This is a genomic window from Rhodanobacter sp. Root561, from assembly GCF_001427365.1.
Lineage (GTDB): Bacteria > Pseudomonadota > Gammaproteobacteria > Xanthomonadales > Rhodanobacteraceae > Rhodanobacter.
The window spans coordinates 243,545-266,271 of the sequence record NZ_LMGH01000010.1 but is presented as its reverse complement, the minus strand read 5'-3'; the positions used below and the strand labels follow the sequence as shown (position 1 = coordinate 266,271).

19 protein-coding genes are annotated in these 22,727 nt (G+C 64.1%); 13 read left to right on the top strand and 6 right to left on the bottom strand.

The window, feature by feature from the left end; translation table 11 throughout:
• Window positions 1-40 precede the first annotated feature (40 nt).
• Both ASD55_RS07750 and ASD55_RS07745 read right to left on the bottom strand, forming a co-directional pair.
• Window positions 41-2,428, bottom strand: coding sequence for a 3-hydroxyacyl-CoA dehydrogenase/enoyl-CoA hydratase family protein (locus ASD55_RS07750; RefSeq protein WP_056764934.1), 2,388 nt, complete (start codon window positions 2,426-2,428; stop codon window positions 41-43).
• Window positions 2,429-2,466: 38 nt separating this feature from the next.
• The gene (locus ASD55_RS07745) at window positions 2,467-3,081 is read right to left on the bottom strand and encodes a TetR/AcrR family transcriptional regulator (protein ID WP_056718556.1); all 615 of its coding nucleotides are present in this window, start codon (window positions 3,079-3,081) and stop codon (window positions 2,467-2,469) included.
• A 235-nt stretch (window positions 3,082-3,316) separates the two neighbouring features.
• Here ASD55_RS07745 and ndk point away from each other — a divergent pair, with 235 nt between their 5' ends.
• The 7 genes from ndk (at window position 3,317) to der (ending at window position 10,133) form a co-directional block, all read left to right on the top strand.
• Window positions 3,317-3,739 carry a nucleoside-diphosphate kinase gene (gene ndk / locus ASD55_RS07740; protein ID WP_056718555.1) on the top strand — a complete coding sequence of 141 codons (423 nt, stop codon included), beginning with the start codon at window positions 3,317-3,319 and terminating at the stop codon, window positions 3,737-3,739.
• A gap of 74 nt (window positions 3,740-3,813) precedes the next feature.
• Complete coding sequence (gene rlmN, locus ASD55_RS07735; RefSeq protein ID WP_056718554.1) at window positions 3,814-4,944, top strand: 23S rRNA (adenine(2503)-C(2))-methyltransferase RlmN; 1,131 nt, start codon at window positions 3,814-3,816, stop codon at window positions 4,942-4,944.
• Window positions 4,934-5,722, top strand: a complete 789-nt coding sequence (gene pilW / locus ASD55_RS07730) for a type IV pilus biogenesis/stability protein PilW (RefSeq protein ID WP_056764933.1) — start codon at window positions 4,934-4,936, stop codon at window positions 5,720-5,722. Before rlmN ends, pilW begins: the two co-directional genes overlap by 11 nt.
• Complete coding sequence (locus ASD55_RS07725) at window positions 5,719-6,708, top strand: helix-turn-helix domain-containing protein (protein ID WP_056764930.1); 990 nt, start codon at window positions 5,719-5,721, stop codon at window positions 6,706-6,708. The genes pilW and ASD55_RS07725 overlap by 4 nt, the downstream gene beginning before the upstream one ends.
• A gap of 155 nt (window positions 6,709-6,863) precedes the next feature.
• The gene (locus tag ASD55_RS07720; protein WP_056764927.1) at window positions 6,864-7,514 is read left to right on the top strand and encodes a tetratricopeptide repeat protein; all 651 of its coding nucleotides are present in this window, start codon (window positions 6,864-6,866) and stop codon (window positions 7,512-7,514) included.
• The gene (gene bamB / locus ASD55_RS07715) at window positions 7,511-8,707 is read left to right on the top strand and encodes an outer membrane protein assembly factor BamB (protein WP_056718550.1); all 1,197 of its coding nucleotides are present in this window, start codon (window positions 7,511-7,513) and stop codon (window positions 8,705-8,707) included. The genes ASD55_RS07720 and bamB overlap by 4 nt, the downstream gene beginning before the upstream one ends.
• Window positions 8,708-8,729: 22 nt before the next feature.
• Window positions 8,730-10,133, top strand: a complete 1,404-nt coding sequence (der, locus tag ASD55_RS07710) for a ribosome biogenesis GTPase Der (RefSeq protein WP_056764924.1) — start codon at window positions 8,730-8,732, stop codon at window positions 10,131-10,133.
• Window positions 10,134-10,140: 7 nt separating this feature from the next.
• Here der and ASD55_RS07705 read toward each other — a convergent pair whose 3' ends face one another.
• Window positions 10,141-10,689: a GNAT family protein gene (locus tag ASD55_RS07705; protein ID WP_056764922.1), complete on the bottom strand. Its 549-nt coding sequence runs from the start codon at window positions 10,687-10,689 to the stop codon at window positions 10,141-10,143.
• A gap of 69 nt (window positions 10,690-10,758) precedes the next feature.
• Here ASD55_RS07705 and folD point away from each other — a divergent pair, with 69 nt between their 5' ends.
• From folD to tadA, 4 genes are all read left to right on the top strand, one after another.
• A complete protein-coding gene (gene folD / locus ASD55_RS07700) occupies window positions 10,759-11,628 on the top strand; it encodes a bifunctional methylenetetrahydrofolate dehydrogenase/methenyltetrahydrofolate cyclohydrolase FolD (protein WP_056718547.1) in 870 nt (289 codons plus the stop codon).
• Between the two features lie 89 nt (window positions 11,629-11,717).
• On the top strand, window positions 11,718-13,175 hold the full coding sequence (gene guaB, locus ASD55_RS07695) for an IMP dehydrogenase (RefSeq protein ID WP_056718546.1): 1,458 nt from the start codon (window positions 11,718-11,720) through the stop codon (window positions 13,173-13,175).
• 116 nt (window positions 13,176-13,291) lie between these two features.
• The gene (guaA, locus tag ASD55_RS07690; RefSeq protein ID WP_056764920.1) at window positions 13,292-14,872 is read left to right on the top strand and encodes a glutamine-hydrolyzing GMP synthase; all 1,581 of its coding nucleotides are present in this window, start codon (window positions 13,292-13,294) and stop codon (window positions 14,870-14,872) included.
• Window positions 14,873-14,950: 78 nt separating this feature from the next.
• Window positions 14,951-15,439: a tRNA adenosine(34) deaminase TadA gene (tadA, locus tag ASD55_RS07685; protein ID WP_056764918.1), complete on the top strand. Its 489-nt coding sequence runs from the start codon at window positions 14,951-14,953 to the stop codon at window positions 15,437-15,439.
• 2 nt (window positions 15,440-15,441) lie between these two features.
• Here the strand turns inward: tadA and ASD55_RS07680 are convergent, their stop codons facing one another.
• A complete protein-coding gene (locus tag ASD55_RS07680) occupies window positions 15,442-15,951 on the bottom strand; it encodes a VOC family protein (RefSeq protein WP_235577750.1) in 510 nt (169 codons plus the stop codon).
• 267 nt (window positions 15,952-16,218) lie between these two features.
• On the opposite strand from ASD55_RS07680, the gene ASD55_RS18380 reads away from it, so the two are divergent.
• Window positions 16,219-16,401, top strand: a complete 183-nt coding sequence (locus ASD55_RS18380) for a hypothetical protein (protein ID WP_157598902.1) — start codon at window positions 16,219-16,221, stop codon at window positions 16,399-16,401.
• A 270-nt stretch (window positions 16,402-16,671) separates the two neighbouring features.
• On the opposite strand, the gene ASD55_RS07675 is transcribed toward ASD55_RS18380, so the two are convergent.
• Together ASD55_RS07675 and ASD55_RS07670 are read right to left on the bottom strand one after the other, a co-directional pair.
• A complete protein-coding gene (locus ASD55_RS07675) occupies window positions 16,672-17,970 on the bottom strand; it encodes an MFS transporter (protein WP_082542686.1) in 1,299 nt (432 codons plus the stop codon).
• A 58-nt stretch (window positions 17,971-18,028) separates the two neighbouring features.
• Window positions 18,029-19,042 carry a LacI family DNA-binding transcriptional regulator gene (locus tag ASD55_RS07670; protein WP_056718542.1) on the bottom strand — a complete coding sequence of 338 codons (1,014 nt, stop codon included), beginning with the start codon at window positions 19,040-19,042 and terminating at the stop codon, window positions 18,029-18,031.
• Between the two features lie 412 nt (window positions 19,043-19,454).
• On the opposite strand from ASD55_RS07670, the gene ASD55_RS07665 reads away from it, so the two are divergent.
• Window positions 19,455-22,715 (top strand): TonB-dependent receptor, encoded by a 3,261-nt coding sequence (locus ASD55_RS07665; protein WP_056764917.1) that lies wholly within the window; start codon window positions 19,455-19,457, stop codon window positions 22,713-22,715.
• Window positions 22,716-22,727 lie beyond the last annotated feature (12 nt).

Genomic DNA, 22,727 nt, shown 5'->3' with positions numbered 1-22,727 from the left:
CCCGGCCCTCCCCTTGAAGGGGAGGGAGATGGGGCATGCATCAGTTCCTGAGCGGCTTGCCGGTGGTCATCGTGTGGGCGATGCGGGCCTGGGTCTTTTCGGTCTTGGCCAGCTCCACGAAGTGCTTGCGTTCCAGCGCCAGCAACCATTCCTCGTCGACGGTCGAGCCGCGCTCGATCACGCCGCCGCACAGGGTGTCGGCGATGCGCGTGGCGATGTCGATGTCGTGCGGCGAGGCGAAGTAGCCGGCCTGCAGGTTGGCCAGCGAGGCCTTGAACGTGGCGGTGCCGACATCACCGGCGACCGGGATGGCGTTGGCAGGCAGGGGCGGGCGGTAGCCGGATTCGGCCAGCGCGTTGGCCACCTGCTTGGCCACGTAGAGCAGCTCGTAAGCGTTGAATACGACCACGTCGCCGTCGCGCAGCAGGCCCAGGTTCTTCGCCTCGAACGCGCTGGCGGAAACCTTGGCCATCGCCACCGTCTCGAACACTTTCTTCAGCTCCTCGAACGGATCGGCCGGGTTGGCCTTCGCCGCGCGGATCGCCAGCTCATGCAGGCCGCCACCAGCGGGCAGCAGGCCGACGCCGGCCTCGACCAGGCCGATGTAGCTTTCGAGTGCTGCAACCGTCCTGGCGGAATGCATCTGGAATTCGCAGCCACCACCGAAGGCCATGCCGCGCACGGCGGACACCACCGGCACCAGGGCGTGCTTGATCGCCATGCTGGTGCGCTGGAAGTTGGCGACCATGTGCTCGAAGTCGTCGAACTTGCCGTCCTTCAGCAGGCCCAGCGCGCCCTTCAGGTCCGCGCCGGCGGAGAACGGTTCGCCGGTCTGCCAGATCACCACGGCCTTGAGCTTTTCCTCGGCCAGTTTGATCGCGTGCTGGATGCCATCGAGCACGTGGTCGTTGACGGTGTTCATCTTGGTCTTGAACGAGATGATGCCGATGCCGTCGTCGCCCAGCGTCCACAGGCGCACACCGTCGTTCTCCCACACGGTGCTGCCGGTGTCGAACTTCTCGCCCAGGATCGGATCGGGGAACAGCTGGCGCTGGTACACCGGGTGCTGCGAACGCGGCTTGTCGGCGTTGGCGCTGGCGGAATACGAACCGTCCTTGCCGTGCACGCCCTTGCGGCCGTCGGTGACCCAGGCGGGCAGGGGCGCGTTGCTCATCGCCTTGCCGGCCTTGATGTCTTCGTTGATCCACTCGGCGATCTGCTGCCAGCCAGCGGCCTGCCAGGTTTCGAACGGGCCGAGCTTCCAGCCGTAACCCCAGCGGATGGCGAAGTCGACGTCGCGGGCGGTGTCGGCGATGTCGGCCAGGTGGTAGGCGCTGTAGTGGAACAGGTCGCGGAAGCTGGCCCACAGGAACTGCGCCTGCGGGTCGCTGGAGGCGCGCAGCTTGCCGAACTTCTCGGCCGGGTCCTTGATCGCCAGTATCGCGGCGACTTCGTCGGAGGGCTTTTGCTCGGAGGGGCGGAAATCCTGCTTGGCCACGTCCAGTACGACGATGTCCTTGCCGACCTTCTTGTAGAAGCCGCCGCCGGTCTTCTGGCCCAGCGCGCCCTTTTCGATCAGGCCGGCCAGCCACACGGGCGCCTTGAAGTACTTGTGCCAAGGATCATCGGGCAGGGTGTCGGCCATGGTCTTGATGACGTGGGCCATGGTGTCCAGGCCGACCACGTCCGCGGTGCGGTAGGTGGCGCTCTTGGGGCGACCCAGCGCCGGACCGGTCAGTGCGTCGACGGTGTCGAAGCCGAGCTTGAACTGGTCGGTGTGGTACATCGCCGACAGCATCGAGAACACGCCGATGCGGTTGCCGATGAAGTTCGGGGTGTCCTTGGCGATCACCACGCCCTTGCCGACGGTGGTGACCAGGAACGCTTCGAGGCCGTCCAGCACGCTCTTGTCGGTGAGCCTGGTCGGGATCAGCTCGACCAGGTGCATGTAGCGCGGCGGATTGAAGAAGTGCACGCCGCAGAAGCGGTGGCGCATTTCCTCGGGCAGCGCCTCGGCCAGCGTGTTGATCGACAGGCCCGAGGTGTTGGAGGCGATGATCGCCGTCTTCGACAGGTGGCCGGCGATCTTCTTGTAGAGGTCGAGCTTCCAGTCCATCCGTTCGGCGATCGCCTCGATCACCAGGTCGACGTCCTTCAGATGGTCGAGATCGTCGTCGTAGTTGGCCGGGATGATCGAGGCGGCCAGCGCCTTGTCGGCCAGCGGAGCCGGCGACAGCTTGGCCAGGTTGGCGATCGCCTTCAGCGCGATGCCGCTCTTGGGGCCTTCTTTCGCGGGCAGGTCGAACAACACGGTTTCAACGCCGGCGTTGGTCAGGTGCGCGGCGATCTGCGCGCCCATGACACCGGCGCCCAGCACGGCGGCCTTGCGGATGCGCAAGCCGGGGGTGGGGGAGGATGCAGCAGTCATTGGCTTCTCCAAACGTGCAAGAGGTGGGACAGGTGAATTCAGGGGTGGCTGAGACCGGCCACGGCGAAGCGGATCAGGTGCAGGGCGGTCTGTTCGCGATGGGCGTTCTCGCTGACATCGCTTTTGCGCTGGATCATGCCGAAGCCGGACATCGCGTGGGTCAGCGCGCCGGTCACCAGATCGATGCGCCAGTACAGCTCCTGCTTGCTCAACTGGGGCAACAGGCGGGCGAACTCGGCGGTGAACTGGCGCATGACATGGCCGTAGTTGGCGGACAGGAACTGGCGCAGGGTGTCGTCGTGTTCGGCGAAGGCGCGGGCCAGCACGCGCATGAACAGGGCGCCGCTGTCGTCGTGGGAAAGGTCGAGCGCCGGGCGGATGAAGGCTTCGAGCACGTCTTCCAGGGTGGTCTCGGGCGCGCCGGCGACCTGCGCCAGTGCGGCCAGTCGGCTTTCGTTCAGCGCGTCGAGGCGGCGACGGAACACCTCCTCGACCAGCTTTTCCTTTGAACCGAAGTGGTAATTGACGGCGGCCAGATTCACCCCGGCATTGGTGGTCAGCTGGCGCAGCGAGGCGCCCTCGAACCCGCGCTGGGCAAACAGCAGCTCGGCGGCGCCCAGGATGCGGTCCTTGGTTGAAACGGAGCTGTTCACGGAAGGACCATCCAGCAGCCTGAGGCCGGTTCAAACGATCGTTTGAGCATACGCGGACAGCTCCGCAGCCGTCAAACGATCGTTTGTTGCAAACCCGCCGCGACTTGCGTATGGGTTAGAATCTGTCACAATTTCGTGAGCTAAATCCTCAATCTCTGACAGATTTGGCCTCAGCCGGCCTCGACTGGCGACCATCCCTTTCCCAATCATCCGTTTTTTTCCGGAGCAGACCCGTATGGCGCTGGAGCGCACTCTTTCCATCATCAAGCCCGACGCCGTTGCCAAGAACGTCATCGGCCAGATCTACGCACGCTTCGAACAGGCTGGCCTGAAGATCGTCGCCGCCAAGATGAAGCAGCTGTCGCGCCAGGAAGCCGAAGGCTTCTACGCCGTGCACAGCGAGCGCCCGTTCTTCAAGGCGCTGGTCGAATTCATGATCTCCGGCCCGGTGATGATTTCCGCGCTGGAAGGCGAGAACGCCGTGCTGGCCCACCGTGACCTGATGGGCGCGACCAATCCGAAGGAAGCCGCGCCGGGCACGATCCGCGCCGACTTCGCCGAGTCGATCGACGCCAACGCCGTGCATGGTTCCGACGCCGTCGACACCGCCAAGGTGGAGATTGCCTATTTCTTCGCCGCCACGGAAGTTTGCCGTTAATTTGTGCGTTCATCCTTGAACGCGAAGATCAAAAAGCGGCCATCCGTGGCCGCACTCTTCACAAGAGCCATTCCTTGAACCAAGTTGTCGCCAGTAACACCAAGGTGAACCTGCTCGATTTCGATCGGCAGGGCCTGCGCGATTTCTTCGTGCAGATCGGCGAGAAGCCGTACCGCGCCGAGCAGGTGATGAAGTGGATCTACCACGACCTGGAAGACAACTTCGAGAACATGACCGACGTGGGCAAGGCGCTGCGCGCCAAGCTCACCGAGGTCTGCTACATCGGTGCACCGAAGACCCTGCTGGACAAGGTCGCCACTGACGGCACGCACAAGTGGCTGCTGGGCATGGACTCGGGCAATGCGATCGAGACGGTCTACATTCCCGAGCCGACCCGCGGCACCTTGTGCGTTTCTTCGCAGATCGGTTGCGCGCTGAACTGCCAGTTCTGCTCGACCGGGGCGCAGGGCTTCAATCGCAACCTGTCGACCGCCGAAATCATCGGCCAGGTCTGGGTCGCGGCGAAGTACCTGGGCAACGTGACCCACCAGAACCGTCGCATCACCAACGTGGTGATGATGGGCATGGGCGAGCCGCTGGCCAATTTCGAGAACGTGCTCAAGGCGATGAAGCTGATGCGCGACGACCTGGGCTTCGGCCTGGCCGCCAAGCGCGTCACCTTGTCGACCGCCGGCATGGTGCCGCTGATCGACCAGCTGTCCGACGCCATCGACGTGTCGCTGGCCGTCTCGCTGCATGCGGCCAACGATGATCTGCGCACCGAGCTGATGCCGATCAACAAGCGTTATCCGCTCGCCGAGCTGCTGGCTGCCTGCCAGCGCTGGGTCGCGCGCAAGCCGCGCACGTCGATCACCTTCGAATACACCTTGATGAAGGGCATCAACGACCAGCCCGAGCATGTGCGGCAGCTGATCAAGCTGATGCGCAAGCTGCCCACGTGCAAGGTCAACCTGATTCCGTTCAACCCCTTCCCGGGCACCCAGTTCAAGCGTTCGGATGCGAACGACATCCACCAATTCCAGACCCAGTTGCTCAATGCCGGCATTTTGACCATGCTGCGGAGGACTCGCGGCGACGACATCGACGCCGCCTGCGGCCAACTGGCCGGCCAGGTCGCCGATCGTACCCGGCGCAGCGCCGACATCAAGAAGCGACAGGAAGAGGGGACATCGCATGCGGTTTGAGCGGGTAGTGCTGTTCAGCCTTTGGCTGCCATTGGCAGGTTGCGTCACCACGCACAGCGACAGCAGCTCGCTGGGCAAGAGCATGCCGCAGAGCAGCCAGAGTGATCAGGCTGAGGAAGCCGCCCGCATCCATACCGAACTGGCCCAGCGTTACCTCAATTCGGGCGACCTGCAGACGGCCCTGGAAAAAGTGACCAAGGCGCTGCAGTTCGATCCCCGCTACGCGCCGGCCCACACCGTGATCGCCGTCATCTACGAGCGCATCAACAGGCTGCCCGAGGCCGAGGAGCATTACCGCAAGGCGGTTGCACTGGAGCCGAACAAGGGGGCACCCAACAACAACCTGGGTGTTTTCCTCTGCCATACCGGCAAGATCGCCGAGGCGGACCAGTATTTCCGCAAGGCGATAGCCGACCCGTTCTACCAGACTCCGGACGTGGCCTTGACCAATGCCGGTGTCTGCCAGCTTCGCGCCCACGACATTGCGGGGGGTGAAGCGAGTTTTCGTGACGCCATCGCAAGAAATCCGGGTAATGCAGAGGCACTCTTCCAGCTTGCAAATACGCTTTACCTGAACAAGGATGCGTTTCGCGCCAGGGCGTTCCTCCAGCGGTTCGATGCGCTGGGCCAGCCCACGGCCGCGTCACTCAAACTGGGGCACGACATCGAAACACGTCTGGGCAATAAGGAAGGCGCCCTCACTTACAGCAAGCGACTGCTGAGCCAGTTCCCGGATTCGGAGCAGGCGCAGGCGCTGAATTCAACGACCCGCCAATGACCTCCATGCAATCCCAGCCGACCGGGCAGAGCTCTGACAAGCCCGAATTGTTCGGTATCAATTTGCCCAACATGGATGTGTCTCCCACAGACCCCCACGCGGTAAGTTTCGGCAGTCGCCTGCATGGGGCGCGTGAAGCCCGCGGGCTGGACCTGGAAGCCTGCGCCCATACGCTGAAGTTGCCCGCTCGCATACTGCGCCAGCTCGAGCGTGATCAGCACGAGGGCATTGATTCCAAGGTCTACCTGGCCAGCTATATCGGCAAATATGGTCGCTACCTGGGTATCAACGAGGCATCGATCCAGGTGGAACTGGATCGCATCCGGCAGGTCGAGACACCTTTGGTAGCCACGGGCGGCATCTCGCATTCGCGCTTCCTGCTGGATCGTTACGCCACGGCCGCCACCTACGTCGTGCTTACCGCAGTGATCGTGGTGCCGATGATCTGGCTGGGCGTGCGCGGCACGCTGGATCGGGATCTCACCCATCTCGCCCCGCTCGACGCAACACCGGTAGCGCAGATCGAGGCGCCCGCTGTCGAGGCCGTCAAGACTGACGGGCAGACGCCCGCCAGCATCCTGCCGCCAGTGCAGCAGGTCGCACCACCGGCGCAGGATCAGCCGCTGCTCGCCTCCATGGCGCCATTTCCCAGCCTGGAGAACAGCAGTCTGACGCCTGCACGACCGACACCACCCGTGGTCGAAACCGGCGTGGGTGATCATAGCCTCAGCATGACGCTTACCTCGGCGAGCTGGGTGGAAGTGGTGCAGGCGGACGGCACGCGACTGGAATACGGCTTGCTTCCTGCCGGAACCAGCAAGACCTACCACAGCAGCCAGGCGCTGGACGTGCGCATCGGCAACGCCAACGGTGCGCAGGTGGTGATCGACGGCGCCACGGTCGGCCTCGATGATTTCCGCCGGGCCAACGTGGCCCGTTTCCGCGTGCGAATGCAGGACGGCAAGGCTTCCGCAGCCAGCCTCTGATCGCCATTCCGGGCCGCTTCGGGCGCGCCATTTCGGTTATGCTTGCCCACTGACGTCCACTCGGTCTCGAGTGGACGTGACCGGCTTTTCCCTTGATTTATCGCACTGGCCTTTGCACGCGTCCGCGGGCGCGCGGCCTTTTGAATGGTGATTGCATGGCATTTGAAGAATACGACAAGTACGAACAGAGCGAGCTGGTTCAGAAGTGGCTGCGCGAGAATGGTGTGTCGATCATCGTCGGCATCGCGATCGGTCTGGTCGGCATCTTCGGATGGCAGCAGTGGCGCAAGCACCAGGCTGGCAACGAGGCCGAGGCCTCCCAGCTCTATCAGCAGGTGCAGATCGCGCAGGCCTCGGGCAAGACCGATGCTGCCGCGCAACTGACCGATCAGCTGATGAAGGATTACGCGAAGTCGCCATTTGCCGTGTTCGCCGTCAGTGATCGTGCGAAACAGCAAGTCGAGGCCAAGCAGTTGGACAAGGCCGAGGCCTCGCTGGAATGGGCCGAGAGCCATGCCACCGAACCGGCACTGAAGTCGCTCACGCAGTTGCGCAAGGCCCAGGTGGAAATGGCCAGCGACAACGGCAAGGCGGCCCTGGCCACCCTCGACAAGATTCCGGCGGACAGCTATCAGGGATTGGCGCAGGAACTCCGCGGTGATGTGCTGGTCAAGCTTGGACGCCCGGACGAAGCCCGCAAGGCCTATCAGGCTGCCATGTCGGCACTGGGCGAGGAGGCGCCGCAACGCGGCGCGCTGCAGATGAAAATCGATAATCTGGCTGTGGCCGGGAAGCAGGGTGCATGAAAAGATTTCTGTTGATCACGCTGGCTTCGCTGGCAACCCTCGCCGGTTGCCATTCCTTCAAGAAGGAAAACGTCCAGCCGCCGACGCCGCTGGCCAAGGATTTCAAGTCGACGGTGCAAGTCACCCGCCTGTGGAAGACCACGGTCGGTGACGGCGCCCAGGTGAGCGGCGTGCGTTTGCGCCCGGCGGTGGTCGACGGCGTCCTGTATGCCGACAGCACCGACGGAAAAATCGCCGCCATCGACGCCACCAGCGGCAAGACGCTGTGGACGAAGAGCTCGCGCACGCACGGCTGGTTTGGCTGGGGTGACAAGAAGCGCAAGGATGCCCAATACGCGGGCGGCCCTGCGGTCAGCGGCGACCTGCTCGCGGTCGGCACGCTGGATGGTCACGTTTACGCCATGAGCGCCAAAGACGGCAACCCGCGCTGGGAAGTCGAAGTCAGCGGCGAAGTGATGGCGTCGCCGGTGATCGTGGGCGACATGGTGATGGTGCGCACCGGTGACGGCCGCATTTATGCGCTGGACGCCGCGGACGGCCATCGTCGCTGGGTTTACGACCAGAGCACGGTGCCGCTGCTGAGTCTGCGTGGCAACGGCACGATGCTGGTAGCCAACGGCGTGCTGTTCTTCGGCAGCGACGACGGCAAGCTGGTGGCCCTGCGTCAGGACAATGGTTCGAAGTTGTGGGAGCAGCGGCTGTCCAGCGGCGAAGGCCGCACCGAGATCGACAAGCTGAATGACGCCGACGGCTCTATCCTGCTGGACGGCAGCACGCTCTATGGCGCCGCCTATCACGGCAACCTGACCGCCATCGACGGCCCCAGCGGTCGCCCCTTGTGGTCGCACCCGTTCTCCACCTTCGATTCGCTGGCCAGCAATGCCGGCGCGATCTTCGGTGTCGACGACCAGTCCCAGGTGTGGGCGTTCGATCGCAGCACCGGCACCGACATGTGGAAGAACGCCTCGCTGAAATATCGCTGGGTCACCGGCCCCGCCGTGCAGGGCAACTACGTTGTCGTGGGCGACCTGGAAGGCTACGTGCACTGGTTGCAGAGCGGCGATGGCGCCCTGGCCGCCCGTGAGCGGCTGTCGAAGAAGGCGATCCGTGCCCAGCCGCTGGTGGTGGGCGACATCGTTTACGTCGAGGACGTCGAGGGCCACATCGGCGCCTACCGTCTGTCCTCACCCTGATCGCTGGAACGAAGTACTTATCATGTTGCCCGTCGTCGCACTGGTTGGTCGTCCGAATGTCGGTAAATCGACCCTGTTCAATGTGCTGACGCGCAGCCGTGACGCCCTCGTGGCCGACATGCCGGGCGTCACCCGCGATCGCCACTACGGCGTCTGCCGCAGCGGTGAGCGGCCGTTCGTGGTGGTTGATACCGGCGGCCTGTCCGGTGTCGAGGAAACCATGGACGTGCTCACCGCCAGGCAGGTGCGCCTGGCGATCGAGGAAGCGAACGTGCTGGTCTTCGTGGTCGACGCCCGCGACGGCCTGCTGCCGCAGGATTACGTGATCCTGGGCGAGCTGCGTCGCAGCGGCAAGCCGATCGTGGCGGTGGTCAACAAGACTGACGGCCTCGACGAACAAGCTGTGCTGGCCGAGTTTTCCGCGTTCGGCATCGGCACGACGCTGCCGTTGTCGGCGGCGCACAATCGCGGCACCGATGACCTGATCCGCGTCCTGCTGCCGATCCTTCCCGCCGAGGAAGAGGGCAGCGTCGAGGCCGACAGCGAGGATGGCACCATCCGCGTCGCCATCGTGGGACGCCCGAATGCCGGCAAGTCGACCCTGATCAATCGCCTGCTCGGCGAAGAACGGCTGATCGTCTCCAACGTCGCCGGCACCACCCGTGATCCGATCCGGGTGCCGCTGGAGCGCGACGGCAAGCGGTATACGCTGATCGACACGGCCGGTATCCGGCGCAAGGCGCGGGTCGAGGAAGCCGTCGAGAAATTCAGCGTGATCAAGACGCTGCAGTCGATCGCCGCGGCCCAGGTCGTGGTGGTGATGATCGATGCCCGGGAAAACCTCGCCGACCAGGACCTCACCCTGATCGGTTATGCGATGGACGAGGGCAGGGCGCTGGTCATCGCGATCAACAAGTGGGACGACATGGACCCGTACCAGCGCGACGAATGCCGCCGCGCGCTGGACCGTCGCCTGGTATTCGCCGACTGGGCCAAGCAGGTGCAGATCTCCGCACTGCATGGTTCGGGCCTGCGCGAACTGATGCGCGCCGTGGTGCGTGCGCACGCGTCAGCCACCAAGGTGCTGGTGTCGTCCGATCTGACCAAGACGCTGGAAAAGGCCTACGAGAGCTACCAGCCGCCGCTGGTCAACGGCCATGCGCCGAAGCTGCGCTTCGCGCATCCGGGCGGCACCAATCCGCCCACCATCGTGATCCACGGCACCCGCACCAAGCACATCGCACCGGCGTACCAGCGCTACCTGGAAAACTTCTTCCGCAAGCGCTACAAGCTCGAGGGCACGCCGATCCGCATCGCGTTCCGCGAGGGCGAAAACCCGTATGCCGGGCGCAAGAAGGTGCTGACCAAGGAACAGCAGCACAAGGCCCGCCGCCGCAAGAGCGAGCTGATCAGCCGGACGCGCTGAACAGGCTTCAGTCGAGGTCCCGCGGTATCCATCCGTATACCGCGGCGTCGCGCGCCTGGCCTTCAACCCACAGCCGTTGCCGGGCGATCGCCTCGAATTTTGCGCCCAGACTTCTGGCGACGGCGTGGCTGGCCAGGTTGTCGGGCAGGATCACGATCTCGATGCGGACCAGCCCGAGTTGCGAGAAGCCGAAGCGGGCCACCCGCCGCGCAGCCGCAACGGCGACACCGCGCCGCTGGCAGGATTCACGCACCCAGTAACCCAGGTTGGCGCTGCGATGCAGCCGGTTGTGCTGGTTGAGACCGGCGGCACCCAGCAATCGACCGGAACCGGCTTCGAAGACCGGGAACGCGAAATGATCGCCGCTGGCCCAGCCTGTCTGGCAGTGTGCGATCCAGGTCAGGGCGTCGCTCAGGTCGTAGCCCGCGCGACACCACGGCAGCCATTGCCCGACACTGGCCACGGATTCGCGGACAGCTTCCACCAGCGCCGGCGCATCTTCCTCCCGCCATGTCCGCAGGTGCAGACGATCGTCGCTCAATCCGGTGATGTCCATGCGCGGCCCGTGTTTGTATGCATGTGATCCAGCCCGGATAATGCACGACTCCCCAGCCAGGTGACATCCATGAGCGCACGCATACTCGACGGCAAACGCATCGCGCAGGAATTGCTCGAGCGTGTGGGGAAACGCGTGGCCGAGCGCGTCCGGCAGGGGCTGGCCGCGCCAGGCCTAGCGGTGGTCCTGGTCGGCGCCGACGCCGCCTCGTCGGTCTACGTGCGCAACAAGCGCAAGGCCTGTCACCAGGTCGGCTTTCGTTCCTTCGACCATGACTTGCCGGCACACACGACCCAGCAGGAGCTGTTCGCACTGATCGACAGGCTCAACGCCGATCCGGATGTGCACGGCATCCTGGTGCAGTCTCCACTGCCGGATCACATCGACGAAGACGCTCTGGTCGACCGCATCGATCCGGACAAGGACGTGGACGGTTTCCAGGCGATCAACGTGGGGCGCCTGGCCTTGCGTCGCTTTGGTCTGCGTCCATGCACACCGAAAGGCGTGATGACCCTGCTCGGCCACACCGATCGCCCGGTGCGCGGACAGCACGCGGTGGTGATCGGCGTTTCCAACCATGTCGGCCGACCGCTGGCGCTCGAGCTGATGATCGCCGGTTGCACCACCACCTCGTGCCACCGTTTCACGCGCGACCTGGAAGGCTTTGTACGCCAGGCCGACATCGTGATCGTCGCGGTCGGCAAGCCCGGGCTGGTCAAGGGCGACTGGATCAAGCCTGGCGCCGTGGTCATCGATGTCGGCATCAACCGGCTGGACGATGGACGGCTGGTCGGCGACGTGGAGTTCGCCCCGGCGGCCGAACGCGCCAGCTGGATCACGCCGGTTCCCGGCGGTGTCGGACCGATGACCGTGGCCACGCTGATGGAGAACACGCTGGAAGCCGCCGAGGCTCGTTTGCAGGCTGCGGCAGCGGGCTGAGACGGTCCGGCAGGCCGGCATTCAGGCCTGCATCTGGCAGGCAACACGTCGGGGCGCGTATAATTCCCTCTTTGCACCGGGGCTTTTTCATGCGCATTCTCGCCGAGGCACTGACCTACGACGACGTCTACCTTGTTCCGGGCCACTCCATCGTGCTGCCGCGCGACGTGAACACCTCGACGCGGTTTACCCGCGACCTGCGCCTGAACATCCCCATCGTGTCCGCTGCCATGGACACCGTCACCGAAGCCCGACTCGCCATCACCATGGCCCAGAACGGCGGCATCGGCATCATCCACAAGAACATGACCGCCGAGCAGCAGGCCGCCGAAGTGCGCCTGGTCAAGAAGTTCGAAGCCGGCGTGATCCGCAGCCCGATCACTGTCACCCCGGAAACCTCGATTCGCGAAGTGCTGCGACTGACCCGTGCGCACAACATCTCCGGCGTGCCGGTGGTGGATGGTGCGCAGCTGGTCGGCATCGTCACCAGCCGCGACCTGCGCTTCGAGCGCAAGCTGGACGACCCGGTGCGCAACATCATGACGCGCCAGGACAAGCTGGTCACCGTCCGCGAGGGCGCCGGCCAGGACGATGTGCTGCTGTTGCTGCACAAGCACCGCATCGAGAAAGTGCTGGTGGTCAACGAGGCATTCCAGTTGCGTGGCCTGATCACCGTCAAGGACATCCAGAAGGCGCGCGACAATCCGCATTCCGCCAAGGATCGCCAGGAAGCGCTGCTGGTCGGCGCGGCAGTCGGCGTTTCGGGCGATACCGAACAGCGCGTGGCTGCCCTGGTCGATGCCGGCGTCGACGTGCTTGTGGTCGACACGGCGCACGGCCATTCGCAGGGCGTGATCGATCGCGTGGGCTGGGTCAAGAAGAACTATCCGCAAGTGCAGGTGATTGCCGGCAACATCGTCACCGGCGAAGCGGCCCGCGCGCTGCTCGACGTGGGCGTCGATGCGGTCAAGGTCGGCGTGGGTCCCGGCTCGATCTGCACCACCCGCGTGGTCGCCGGCGTGGGCGTGCCGCAGATCACCGCGATCGACATGGTCGCCACCGCGCTGAAGGACGAGATCCCGCTGATCGCTGATGGCGGCATCCGCTACTCCGGCGACATTCCCAAGGCACTGGCCGCCGGCGCCTCCAGCGTGATGCTGGGCTCGATGTTCGCCGGCACCGAGGAATCACCGGGCGAGGTCGAACTGTTCCAGGGCCGCTCGTACAAGAGCTACCGCGGGATGGGTTCGATCGGCGCGATGCAGCTGGGCTCGAAGGATCGCTACTTCCAGGACGAGGCCGACGCCGACAAGCTGGTGCCCGAAGGCATCGAGGGTCGCGTGCCGTATCGCGGTCCGCTGCGTAACATCATCCATCAGCTGATCGGTGGCCTGCGTGCCTCGATGGGTTATCTGGGCGCGGCCACCGTCGAGGACGTGCGGCACAAGGCGCAGTTCGTGAAGGTCACTTCGGCCGGCGTTACCGAAGCGCATCCGCACGACATCCAGATCACCAAGGAAGCGCCGAACTACCGGCTGAATTCCTGATTTGAAACCCATCCGGAGATTGGACTCTGTCCAATTCTCCAACCCCTGGCGGACGTCATTCCCGCTTTCGCGGGAATGACGCTGGCTAATTACGGACGTTTTCAAGGCCCGGGCCGATGCACAACATCCACTCCGACAAGATCCTCATCCTCGACTTCGGCGCGCAATACACGCAGCTGATCGCGCGGCGTGTGCGCGAATTGGGCGTGTACTGCGAGATCTGGGCCTGGGATCATGATCCGGCCGAAATCGCCGGCTTCGGCGCCAAGGGCATCATCCTGTCCGGCGGGCCGGAGTCCACCACGCTCGAAGGCGCGCCCAAGGCGCCGCAACAGGTGTTCGATTCGGGTCTGCCGATCCTCGGCATCTGCTACGGCATGCAGACCCTGGCGGCCCAGCTCGGCGGTGCGACCGAGGCGGCCGATGCCCGCGAATTCGGCCACGCCACGGTGGACATCACCGCCGCCAGCCGCCTGTTCGATGGCCTCAGCGATCATGCGGACAGTCACAAGCTCGACGTGTGGATGAGCCACGGCGACCACGTGTCGAAGGCACCGCCGGGTTTCGTCGTCACCGGCAGCACCGATCGCATCCCGGTCGCGGTGATGGAAGACGAGGACAAGCGCTGGTACGGCGTGCAGTTCCACCCCGAAGTGACCCACACGAAGCAGGGCGGGGCGCTGCTGAAGCGCTTCATCACCGAGATCTGCGGCTGCGCCACGTTGTGGACCGCCACCAACATCATCGACGACCAGATCGCCCGCGTGCGCGAACAGGTCGGCAACGACCTCGTGCTGCTGGGCCTGTCCGGCGGCGTCGATTCCTCCGTGGTGGCCGCGCTGTTGCACAAGGCGATCGGTGAGCAGCTGACCTGCGTGTTCGTCGACACCGGGCTACTGCGCTGGCAGGAAGGTGACCAGGTGATGGCCACCATGGCCGAGAACATGGGCGTCAAGGTCATTCGGGTCAACGCCGCCGATCGCTATTTCAAGGCGCTCGAAGGCGTCGCCGATCCGGAAGCCAAGCGCAAGATCATCGGCGGCCTGTTCGTAGAAATCTTCGACGAGGAGTCCACCAAGCTCACTGCCGGCGGCAGCGGCGAGGTGAAGTGGCTGGCCCAAGGCACCATCTATCCAGACGTGATCGAGTCGGCCGGCAGCAAGACCGGCAAGGCTCACGTCATCAAGAGTCACCACAACGTCGGCGGCCTGCCGGCGCACATGAAGCTGAAGCTGGTCGAGCCGCTGCGCGAACTGTTCAAGGACGAGGTGCGCCGGATCGGCGTGGAACTCGGCTTGCCCCGCGCGATGGTCTATCGCCATCCGTTCCCCGGGCCGGGCCTGGGCGTGCGCATCCTGGGCGAAGTGAAACGCGAATACGCCGAGCTGCTGGCCCAGGCCGACGCGATCTTCATCGACGAACTGCGCAAGGCCGACCTGTACGACCGGACCAGCCAGGCGTTTGCGGTCTTCCTGCCGGTCAAGTCGGTGGGCGTGGTCGGCGACGCGCGCGCCTACGAGTGGGTGATCGCGCTGCGTGCGGTGGAAACCATCGACTTCATGACCGCCCACTGGGCACACCTGCCGTACGAGTTTCTCGGCAAGGTTTCAAATAGAATTATCAATGAGTTGCGCGGTGTTTCTCGCGTAGTTTACGACATAAGCGGCAAGCCGCCTGCCACGATCGAGTGGGAATAGTAAAATCAGCCACTTGCATGCAGGGAGAACGGCCGGCAACTTGCCGGCTTTCTCATGTAAATCATGCAACAATTTGAAATGACTGACGAAATTTCATCAAGTTCCAGTGAATTTTCAGCTGCCGACGTGCAGTACATGCGGCGAGCACTGCAGCTGGCAGCGCACGCCCGCGATGCCGAGAATGAAGTGCCCGTCGGGGCCGTACTGGTGCAGGGAGGCGAGATCGCCGGCCTGGGCTGGAATCGAAACATCACCCTGCACGACCCGACCGCCCATGCCGAAATCATGGCCATGCGGGCGGCGGGCGAGAAACTGGCCAATCACCGACTGTCCGGCGCCACCCTCTACGTCACGCTGGAGCCATGTTCGATGTGTGCCATGGCCATGATCCACGCGAGACTGGGCAGGGTGGTCTACGCCGCTGCAGATCCCAAGACCGGCGCGGCGGGCAGCGTATTCGACACCCTGGTCGACGCGCGCCACAACCATCGGATCGAGGTGGCCGGTGGCTTGCTGGGTGAGGAGTCGGCCGGGATGCTGCGGGAGTTCTTCCGCGCCCGCCGCTGAGCTCAGTCGCCGTCGTACTGGATATCGGCCGTGGCCAGCCCCGTGTTGCCGGGATCGGGGACATTCCTGCCCACCAGTTGCATGTGCAACCCCCACGGTGCCGCGAAATCCAGCACCATGTGCCCGGCCAGGGGACCCGAGACCACGCGATGCGGCGCGCTGCTGACGACCACGCCCTGGTTTCGCAACCATTCGTTGGCGCGCCCCACGTCGTCCGTAGCCAATTGCAGGGTCGCCGACTGCTTGTCCGACGTGGGAGAAGGGGAGTTGCCCCGATCGACGAAGAGCTCGACCACCGAGCCTTCGTCGCAGGAAAGCAGGAGGGACTCCGTTGCGGATTCACTGGCCGTGGCTTCGCCCCCGATCAGCTGGCAATCGAGCACGTCGCGGAAGAATTTCGCGGCCTGCGTCATGTCAGGTACGCCGACCCTGACGTAGCCGCCGTCATACGACGTGGCTGCGCGAGCTCCCGACGGCGCGATCGCGCCAAGCATCAGGACGACGTACAACAATGCAAATATTTTCTTACCCATGATCCGACGGCCGAAGATCTGTTCGGCCAGCTACATGGGTTCGCATGACAGCAGGCGAAACCCCGGTTTGACGACCGCTGTGTTTCCGGGCGCGAACACCACCGCAGCTTCGGCGTCGTTTCCAGGCAGGAACGGAATGATCACCCGAACCGGCTTGATACATGGCGCGGCAAAACCAATCCTGTGTCTGGACTACCAGGCCGGCACGAATCGGCCCGGCCACTGCCATTTCCAGGAGCCACTCGAATGAAGCGCTACATCAATCATCTGCTGCAGGGCCCGAGCAGTCGGTTTGGGAATCTCCGGCCCGCACGCCAAGACGCGGGGCCACGAACGATCGCAACCAAAGCCAGCCTGCGGGCCGAAGATGGCTATGACTGGCTGCGGCAAATCAAGTCGACACAGAAGAGCTGTCCGAACCTGCTTTAGGACAAGCAGTTCCAGGGCTGCCGGGTCGACGCGATCGATCCATCCATTCTTGATTTGACATAATATACATTATGCGAAATCAAAGAAGTGCCCGATAAGGCCACGGCAACCGCTGGCACCCGCCCTATGGGCCTCGCCGTCTCATGTTCGCAGGCCATGTGCCCGGCTCTCTGGCTCATCCCACAATTGGTGCGACCCTCTCATCATGTCGTAACCGCTGGTGTTCATGGCTGATCAGTGTGCGAGGCGAACACAGGCTGATCGCCCTCTTCAGCGCGCGCCACGCACCGGCAAGATGGCCCAAGCTCCAAGTGCGACGAGAACCGCTGCCATGGCGAACAAGGCTGTATAGCTCCCGCCGCTCGCCAACAGGATGCCCGGCGCAACGGCCGGCATCAGCGACTGCGGCATGACGCTGGCGATGTTGAAGATGCCAAAGTTCCTCGCTGCATGTGTTTCCCGTTCTGGCAATACATCGGTCACCAACGCCAGATCTGCGGCCAGGTACCCCCCCTGCGCGAGGCCGGTGATCGCCATCGCCACGAGGAAAAGAGCGTACGAAGTGGCAAAAGCGATCATCAACAAGGCCAGCGCATAGATCAGTGCCGTGCTGCAGACGAAAGCCTTGCGCCGGCCGCTGGCATCCGACAACCCACCGCCCACGACACTGGAGACCGCTACCGCAGCGGATTGCACCAGGGTCGACAGAAAGATCCACCGCGGCACGGCAGCTGAGGGGCAACCCAACTGGTGGATCAGATAGAACTCCTGGTAGGTCATCAGGAGCGCAACACCGGCATAGAGCAGGAAACGGCTGCTCCACGCCCAGGCGAAATCCGGGTAGCGCAGCGGGTTGATCCAGAAGCTGCTCAGAAATCCGCGCCACCCGTAACGCAGCCGCTGCATTGCAACCAGACGACGGTCGGGCAATACCCAGGCCAGGAGGAATGCGCCGACCAGGGCGATCACCGCCGGCACCAGAAAGATGGCCAGCGTGGAATGAGCAAGGAGCTCCACCAAATAGGTGCCTCCCACCATGCCCACCGGCAGGCTGACACCCACGATGCCGGATACCATGCCGCGCTGTGGCTCTGGAATCTGATCGGCAAGGATTGCAGTCAGCGCGGCCAATTGCGCATTGTAGGCAAGCTGCGTGATGCACCAGCCCAGCAACAGCTGCGGAACCGACACGGCCGTCGCAATGACCGCCAACCCGACCGCTCCCCCCGTGGCGCCGGCAATCAGCCAGGGCCGTCGCATGCCGAAGCGCGAGGTCGTGCGATCCGAGAGGCTGCCGAAGAACGGATTGCCGAACAGCGCAATAAGCGCTCCCAGACCTACCACCAGGGACAGGCTGCCCGTCGCATGCGCCGGGGCAATCTCGCTCACGCGCATTGCCAAGCCCACCAGGATGGGCGGCAGCAACGCCATCCACAGGCCCATGTAAGCCATGCCGTAGATCGCGATGAACGGCCAGCCGACGCGGCACGCCGGTGGCGCCGCATCCGCGCACGCGCTGAAGGGCATGGGCAGCCCGCGCAACGCCACTCCGGCCTCGTCGTCGATCACAGCCCCTCCGCTCCGTCGATCCGCGCGTCAGGTCCCCTGCGCCGGTTCTGGACGAATATTACGGTTTCCGGGGCGCGGCCGTGGATGCTCGCAAGTGCACCTCGTAGGGCACCCGCGCCTGCCGGGGGATGGCGGCGTCGCGGATCGACTGCAGCACGCTTTGCACGGCAAGGCATCCGAGCTCGCGGCACGGCTGATGCACCGTGGTCAGGCCGGGCGAGATCAGCTGCGACACCGGCGTGCCGTCGAAGCCGCATACCGACAGGTCGCCGGGAATCGACAGCCCGCGTTCGTAGGCTTCGCGCATCACGCCGCAAGCCATGTCGTCGTTCGCCGCGAAGATCGCCGTAGGCGGGTGGCGCAGGTCGAGCAGCGTCCGCGCGCTGGCCACGCCCGAGGCGAAGGCGAAATCCCCGTCCACCACCAGCGACTCGTCGTAAGCGATGCCGGCCCGGCGCAAGGCGTCGCGATAGCCGCCGAGCCGCCAGGTTCGCGCACCGTGTCCCTGCAGCCCGGCGATGTGGCCGATGCGGCGATGCCCGAGCGAGACCAAGTGCTCGACAATCTCGGCCGCTGCCCTGCGCTCGTCGAAGCCGACGTCGATGCGCGACTGATGCAGCCTGGAGGAGATCGTCGAGTAAGGAATGTCCAGCTCGTCGAGGCGCTGCAGCAGCTTCACGTTGTTCGCATGCGGCGGCACCAGCACCAGCGCGTCCGGCCGGTGCGTCGCCACGAAGCCATCGATCCGCGCAGCGAGGTCGTCCGCCGCGTCGAAGGGATGCAGGACCGCGTTGTACGGCGTGCCCTTGCACGCCTGCAGCACGCCCACGATCAGTTCCATGGTGTAGCTGGAACCGGCCATCGGGTTGTCGTACAGCAGCGCGACCAGGTACGAGCGATTCCCCGCCAGGCCGCGTGCCGACGCGTTGGGCACGTAGTTGAGCGCGTGGATCGACGCTTCGATCCGCGCGCGCAGCTTGGCGCGCACGGTCGTATGGCCGTTGAGCACGCGGGACACCGTCTTGGTGGATACGCCGGCATGCGCAGCGACGTCTTCGATTCTCGCAGGCATGTGCAGATCCCGCCCCTGTATGGCTTGCAGCGCTCCATCCTACCCCAAGCGGAAGGCGCGCAACCATACGGAATCCGGCCGTTTCACGCGAAAGTACCAGCGCTGGTATTTTCTGTTGACAGCGCTTGTACATTTGATTAGCTTGCGACGAATGCGGGATCCGCTTGCGGGGGGACGCAACGCGGGAGAGAGGAGAAAGTCCGTCGGAGGCGGTTGGCGAAGCGCCCTGCGGCGGCAGCCGCCCACGCCACTTCAATCTCTTCTCGCCGACTGCAAAGGCAGGTTTGCACCTGGCCGACGAAGGCGGGGCGATGGTCTGGGGTCTGGGGTCTGGACGGCTGGCGGAAGAAACCGAGGTCGAGGGCGGAACCGCGTTGGCCGAGCGTTCACTGAAAACCGGGGAGATATCGAAGTGACGAAGCAATCCGTGCACCCGCTTGCAGGCGGCGCCAGTCAACTGCGCCTGTTGCCCATCGCGATCGCGATGACGCTGTTCGTGGCCAGCCCATTGTCTGCGCAACCTGCCCCGCAGGATGCGGACCAGGCCGCGCAGGCTGCACCCGCCGCGAAGAAGGATTCGAAGGTCGCCGCAAAAAAGAAAAACGCTGCCACGACGGCGAACGAGAAGGAGGCGAAGCAGCTCACCGGCATGACCGTCAACGGCTACTCGTCCAGCCTGAACCGTGCGCAGAACATCAAGCGCTACGCCGACACCGTGGTCGACGCGATCTCGGCGCAGGACGCCGGCTCCCTGCCCGACCTGTCAGTGACCGAGGCCCTGCAACGCGTGCCGGGTGTAGCCGTCAGCGCCTTCGGCGTCGCCGCCGACCCGGATCATTTCTCGATCCAGGGTTCGGACATCAGCCTGCAGGGCCTGCCCTATACCAGCACGCTGTTCAACGGCCGCGAGGTGTTCTCCGCCGGCGGGGGCCAAGGGCTCAACTTCTCGACCGTGTCGCCCGAGCTGATCGGATCGGTGGTGGTGAGCAAGAACCAGACGGCGGACATGATCGAAGGCGGCATCGCCGGCTCGATCAACCTCAACACGCGCATGCCCTTCGACAGCAACAAGGATACACAGGCCTCCGTCACCCTCGGCAGCTACTGGGGCGACCTGGCCAAGAAGGGCACGCCGCAGATCGCCGGCCTGTTCAGTCACAACTGGAATACCGGCATCGGCCGCTTCGGTTTCCTCGCCAACGTGGCCTACGACCGCATCTATCAGACCGACAATGCGATTTCCGTGGTCGATTACCAGCGACGGTGCAATGGCTGTGACCTGCCGGGTGGCAGAACCGACGCCCTCCCCGGCCTTGCGCCGGGCGAATACCGCTACCTGCCGGTCGGCGGCGACCTTCGCCACCAGGACGAAACAAGCACGCGCTTCGGCCATGCGCTGGCCCTGCAATGGGAAAGCCCGGACAAGGCATGGCAGGCCGCATTGACGTGGAATCGGACATCGGATTCCGAAACCACCTTCGAGCACACCCTGCAGGCATCGACGGATGGCTGCAGCGGCCAGACGCTGGCCGGTTGTGCCGTGCCACTGGCAGGCACCACGCCTGTGTACGACGCCAACGGCGTATTCCAGTCCGGCATCATCTCGGGCGATCCGGCCGCATCGACCTTCCTGCCGTTCACCTATGGCGGCGTGCCGACGCAGCTCAATACCACCGGCTTCAGGCGGCGCTATGTGACCAACGACTACGCCTTCAACCTGAAGTGGAACGTCAACGACCGCCTGCACCTCAGCCTGGACGCGCAGGACACCCATTCCGATTACTCGGATTCCTACTACTACATTCGCCAGATGACCCAGGCGAACTGGTACATCGCCACGCACGGCGACAATGTGCCCACGATCAAACTGCTGTCGCCCGATCCCAACGAAACGACGGCCCAGTACTTCGCCAACCCCAACAACACCTATTGGTCAGCGGCACAGGATCACCAGGAGAAGTCCTGGGGCAACCAGCGCGCCTTCCGCCTGGACGGCAGCTTCGACGTGGACAAGGGCCCGCTGGACGACATCCAGTTCGGTTTCCGGCACAGCGACCAGGAAGAAACGCTGCATTCCTCGCCGTACAGCTACTTCTGGGACATCAGCACGCCTTACGCCGGCGGGCCAGGGCTGGCAGTCACTGCCGCCGACACACCGAACGACGTTTCCCCGTATCACGTCAACCTGCCTGCCTTCGACCACGGTGATTTCGGCGTGGTCGCGCCCTTCTTCAACCTCAACCCGCAGTCGCAATTCTGGCAGTCCGTCGCCGCGATGAAGCAGATCAACCAGCAGTCGCTGACCATCAATCCGGGCTGGGACTGGTGGAGTCCCTATTACACCAACTACGAACGCGATCGGTACGGCTATACCTTCGTGCCGGGCACGCATTACCTGCCGCAGGAAATCTCTTCCAACGGGGAAAAGACCAACGCCACCTATCTCCGCCTGAACTTCAGCAACGGCAACATGGATTTCCTGAGCGGCCTGCAGATCAGCGGCAACATCGGCATGCGCTACGTGCATACCCAGGACGATGCCTCGGGCTATCTGCTGCTGCCGGACATGAAGCAGGCTCTCGGCAATGCCACCGTCGCGGAGTATTGCCAGGGCGTAACGAAAAATGGCACCCAACCGGCCTCACCAGGCACGTTCTGCGCGCTCACCTCGCCACAGCAGCAGCAATACGTGACCTTCGCCAACGGTGGTTATAGCCCGATAAAGGCCAGGAACGGCTACGGTAACTGGCTGCCCAGCTTCAATCTGTCGATCGGCTGGACCGACGACCTCATCACCCGTTTCGCATTCTCCAAGTCGATCTTCCGGCCGGCGCTCAACCAGCTGGAGGCGGGCCAATCGATCAGCGGGCTGCTGCCTTACGGCACCAATGGCAGCACCGAGCCGACGGTGGGCAACGGCTACAACGGCACGAACCCCTACCTCAAGCCCATCACGGCGCACAATTTCGACCTGACCCAGGAGTGGTATTTCGGCAACGCCGGCTCGTTGACCGGCATGCTGTTCTGGAAGCAGTTGAACCACACCATCCAGTACATCACCAACGTGGTGAACACCACGGTGACGAACAACGGCGTGACCTATCCGGAGCAGTACACGGCGGGCCTGGCCAACCTCGACCAGAAGGGCAGCGTGGGCGGGGCAGAACTGGCTTACCAGCAAAAATTCGATTTCCTGCCTGGCTGGCTGTCCGGCTTTGGCGTGCAGACCAACTACACCTACATCAAGCCACACGGACTGGCCTTCGGCGTGGTCAACTACTGCCCCGCCACGTATCTGGCGGCCACGCAGTGCGTCAACCAGCTCAAGCTGCCGCCAGGCGAATTGTCCCGCGATACCTTCAACTTCACCACGTATTACGAGAAAGGCCCGCTGTCGGCGCGGCTGGCGTGGAACTGGCGCTCGCAATTCCTGATCACGGGCCAGGAGGCGGATTATCCGTTCCTGCCGGTCATGGCCGCATCCCAGGGCCGGCTGGATGGTTCGCTGATCTACTCGCTCAACGACCATGTCAAGGTGGCCCTGCAGGTGGCCAACCTGTTGAACTCGACGTTCAAGAGCCGCGAAATCATCGACACCAACGGCACCACCGTGCCCAAGGGTTTCTTCCGCAACGACACCCGCTACAACCTCAGCCTGCGCGCGGACTTCTGAGCGGTCCCTTGC

Excerpts from the sequence above, each read along its gene's own strand:
- tadA (WP_056764918.1), top strand. The coding sequence starts at position 14,951 with ATGACTGACGAAATTTCATCAAGTTCCAGTGAATTTTCAGCTGCCGAC.
- folD (WP_056718547.1), top strand. The coding sequence starts at position 10,759 with ATGAGCGCACGCATACTCGACGGCAAACGCATCGCGCAGGAATTGCTC.
- ASD55_RS07750 (WP_056764934.1), bottom strand. The coding sequence starts at position 2,428 with ATGACTGCTGCATCCTCCCCCACCCCCGGCTTGCGCATCCGCAAGGCC.
- ASD55_RS18380 (WP_157598902.1), top strand. The coding sequence starts at position 16,219 with ATGAAGCGCTACATCAATCATCTGCTGCAGGGCCCGAGCAGTCGGTTT.
- ASD55_RS07725 (WP_056764930.1), top strand. The coding sequence starts at position 5,719 with ATGACCTCCATGCAATCCCAGCCGACCGGGCAGAGCTCTGACAAGCCC.
- ASD55_RS07670 (WP_056718542.1), bottom strand. The coding sequence starts at position 19,042 with ATGCCTGCGAGAATCGAAGACGTCGCTGCGCATGCCGGCGTATCCACC.
- der (WP_056764924.1), top strand. The coding sequence starts at position 8,730 with ATGTTGCCCGTCGTCGCACTGGTTGGTCGTCCGAATGTCGGTAAATCG.
- ASD55_RS07720 (WP_056764927.1), top strand. The coding sequence starts at position 6,864 with ATGGCATTTGAAGAATACGACAAGTACGAACAGAGCGAGCTGGTTCAG.
- guaB (WP_056718546.1), top strand. The coding sequence starts at position 11,718 with ATGCGCATTCTCGCCGAGGCACTGACCTACGACGACGTCTACCTTGTT.
- ndk (WP_056718555.1), top strand. The coding sequence starts at position 3,317 with ATGGCGCTGGAGCGCACTCTTTCCATCATCAAGCCCGACGCCGTTGCC.
- ASD55_RS07705 (WP_056764922.1), bottom strand. The coding sequence starts at position 10,689 with ATGGACATCACCGGATTGAGCGACGATCGTCTGCACCTGCGGACATGG.
- pilW (WP_056764933.1), top strand. The coding sequence starts at position 4,934 with ATGCGGTTTGAGCGGGTAGTGCTGTTCAGCCTTTGGCTGCCATTGGCA.
- bamB (WP_056718550.1), top strand. The coding sequence starts at position 7,511 with ATGAAAAGATTTCTGTTGATCACGCTGGCTTCGCTGGCAACCCTCGCC.
- guaA (WP_056764920.1), top strand. The coding sequence starts at position 13,292 with ATGCACAACATCCACTCCGACAAGATCCTCATCCTCGACTTCGGCGCG.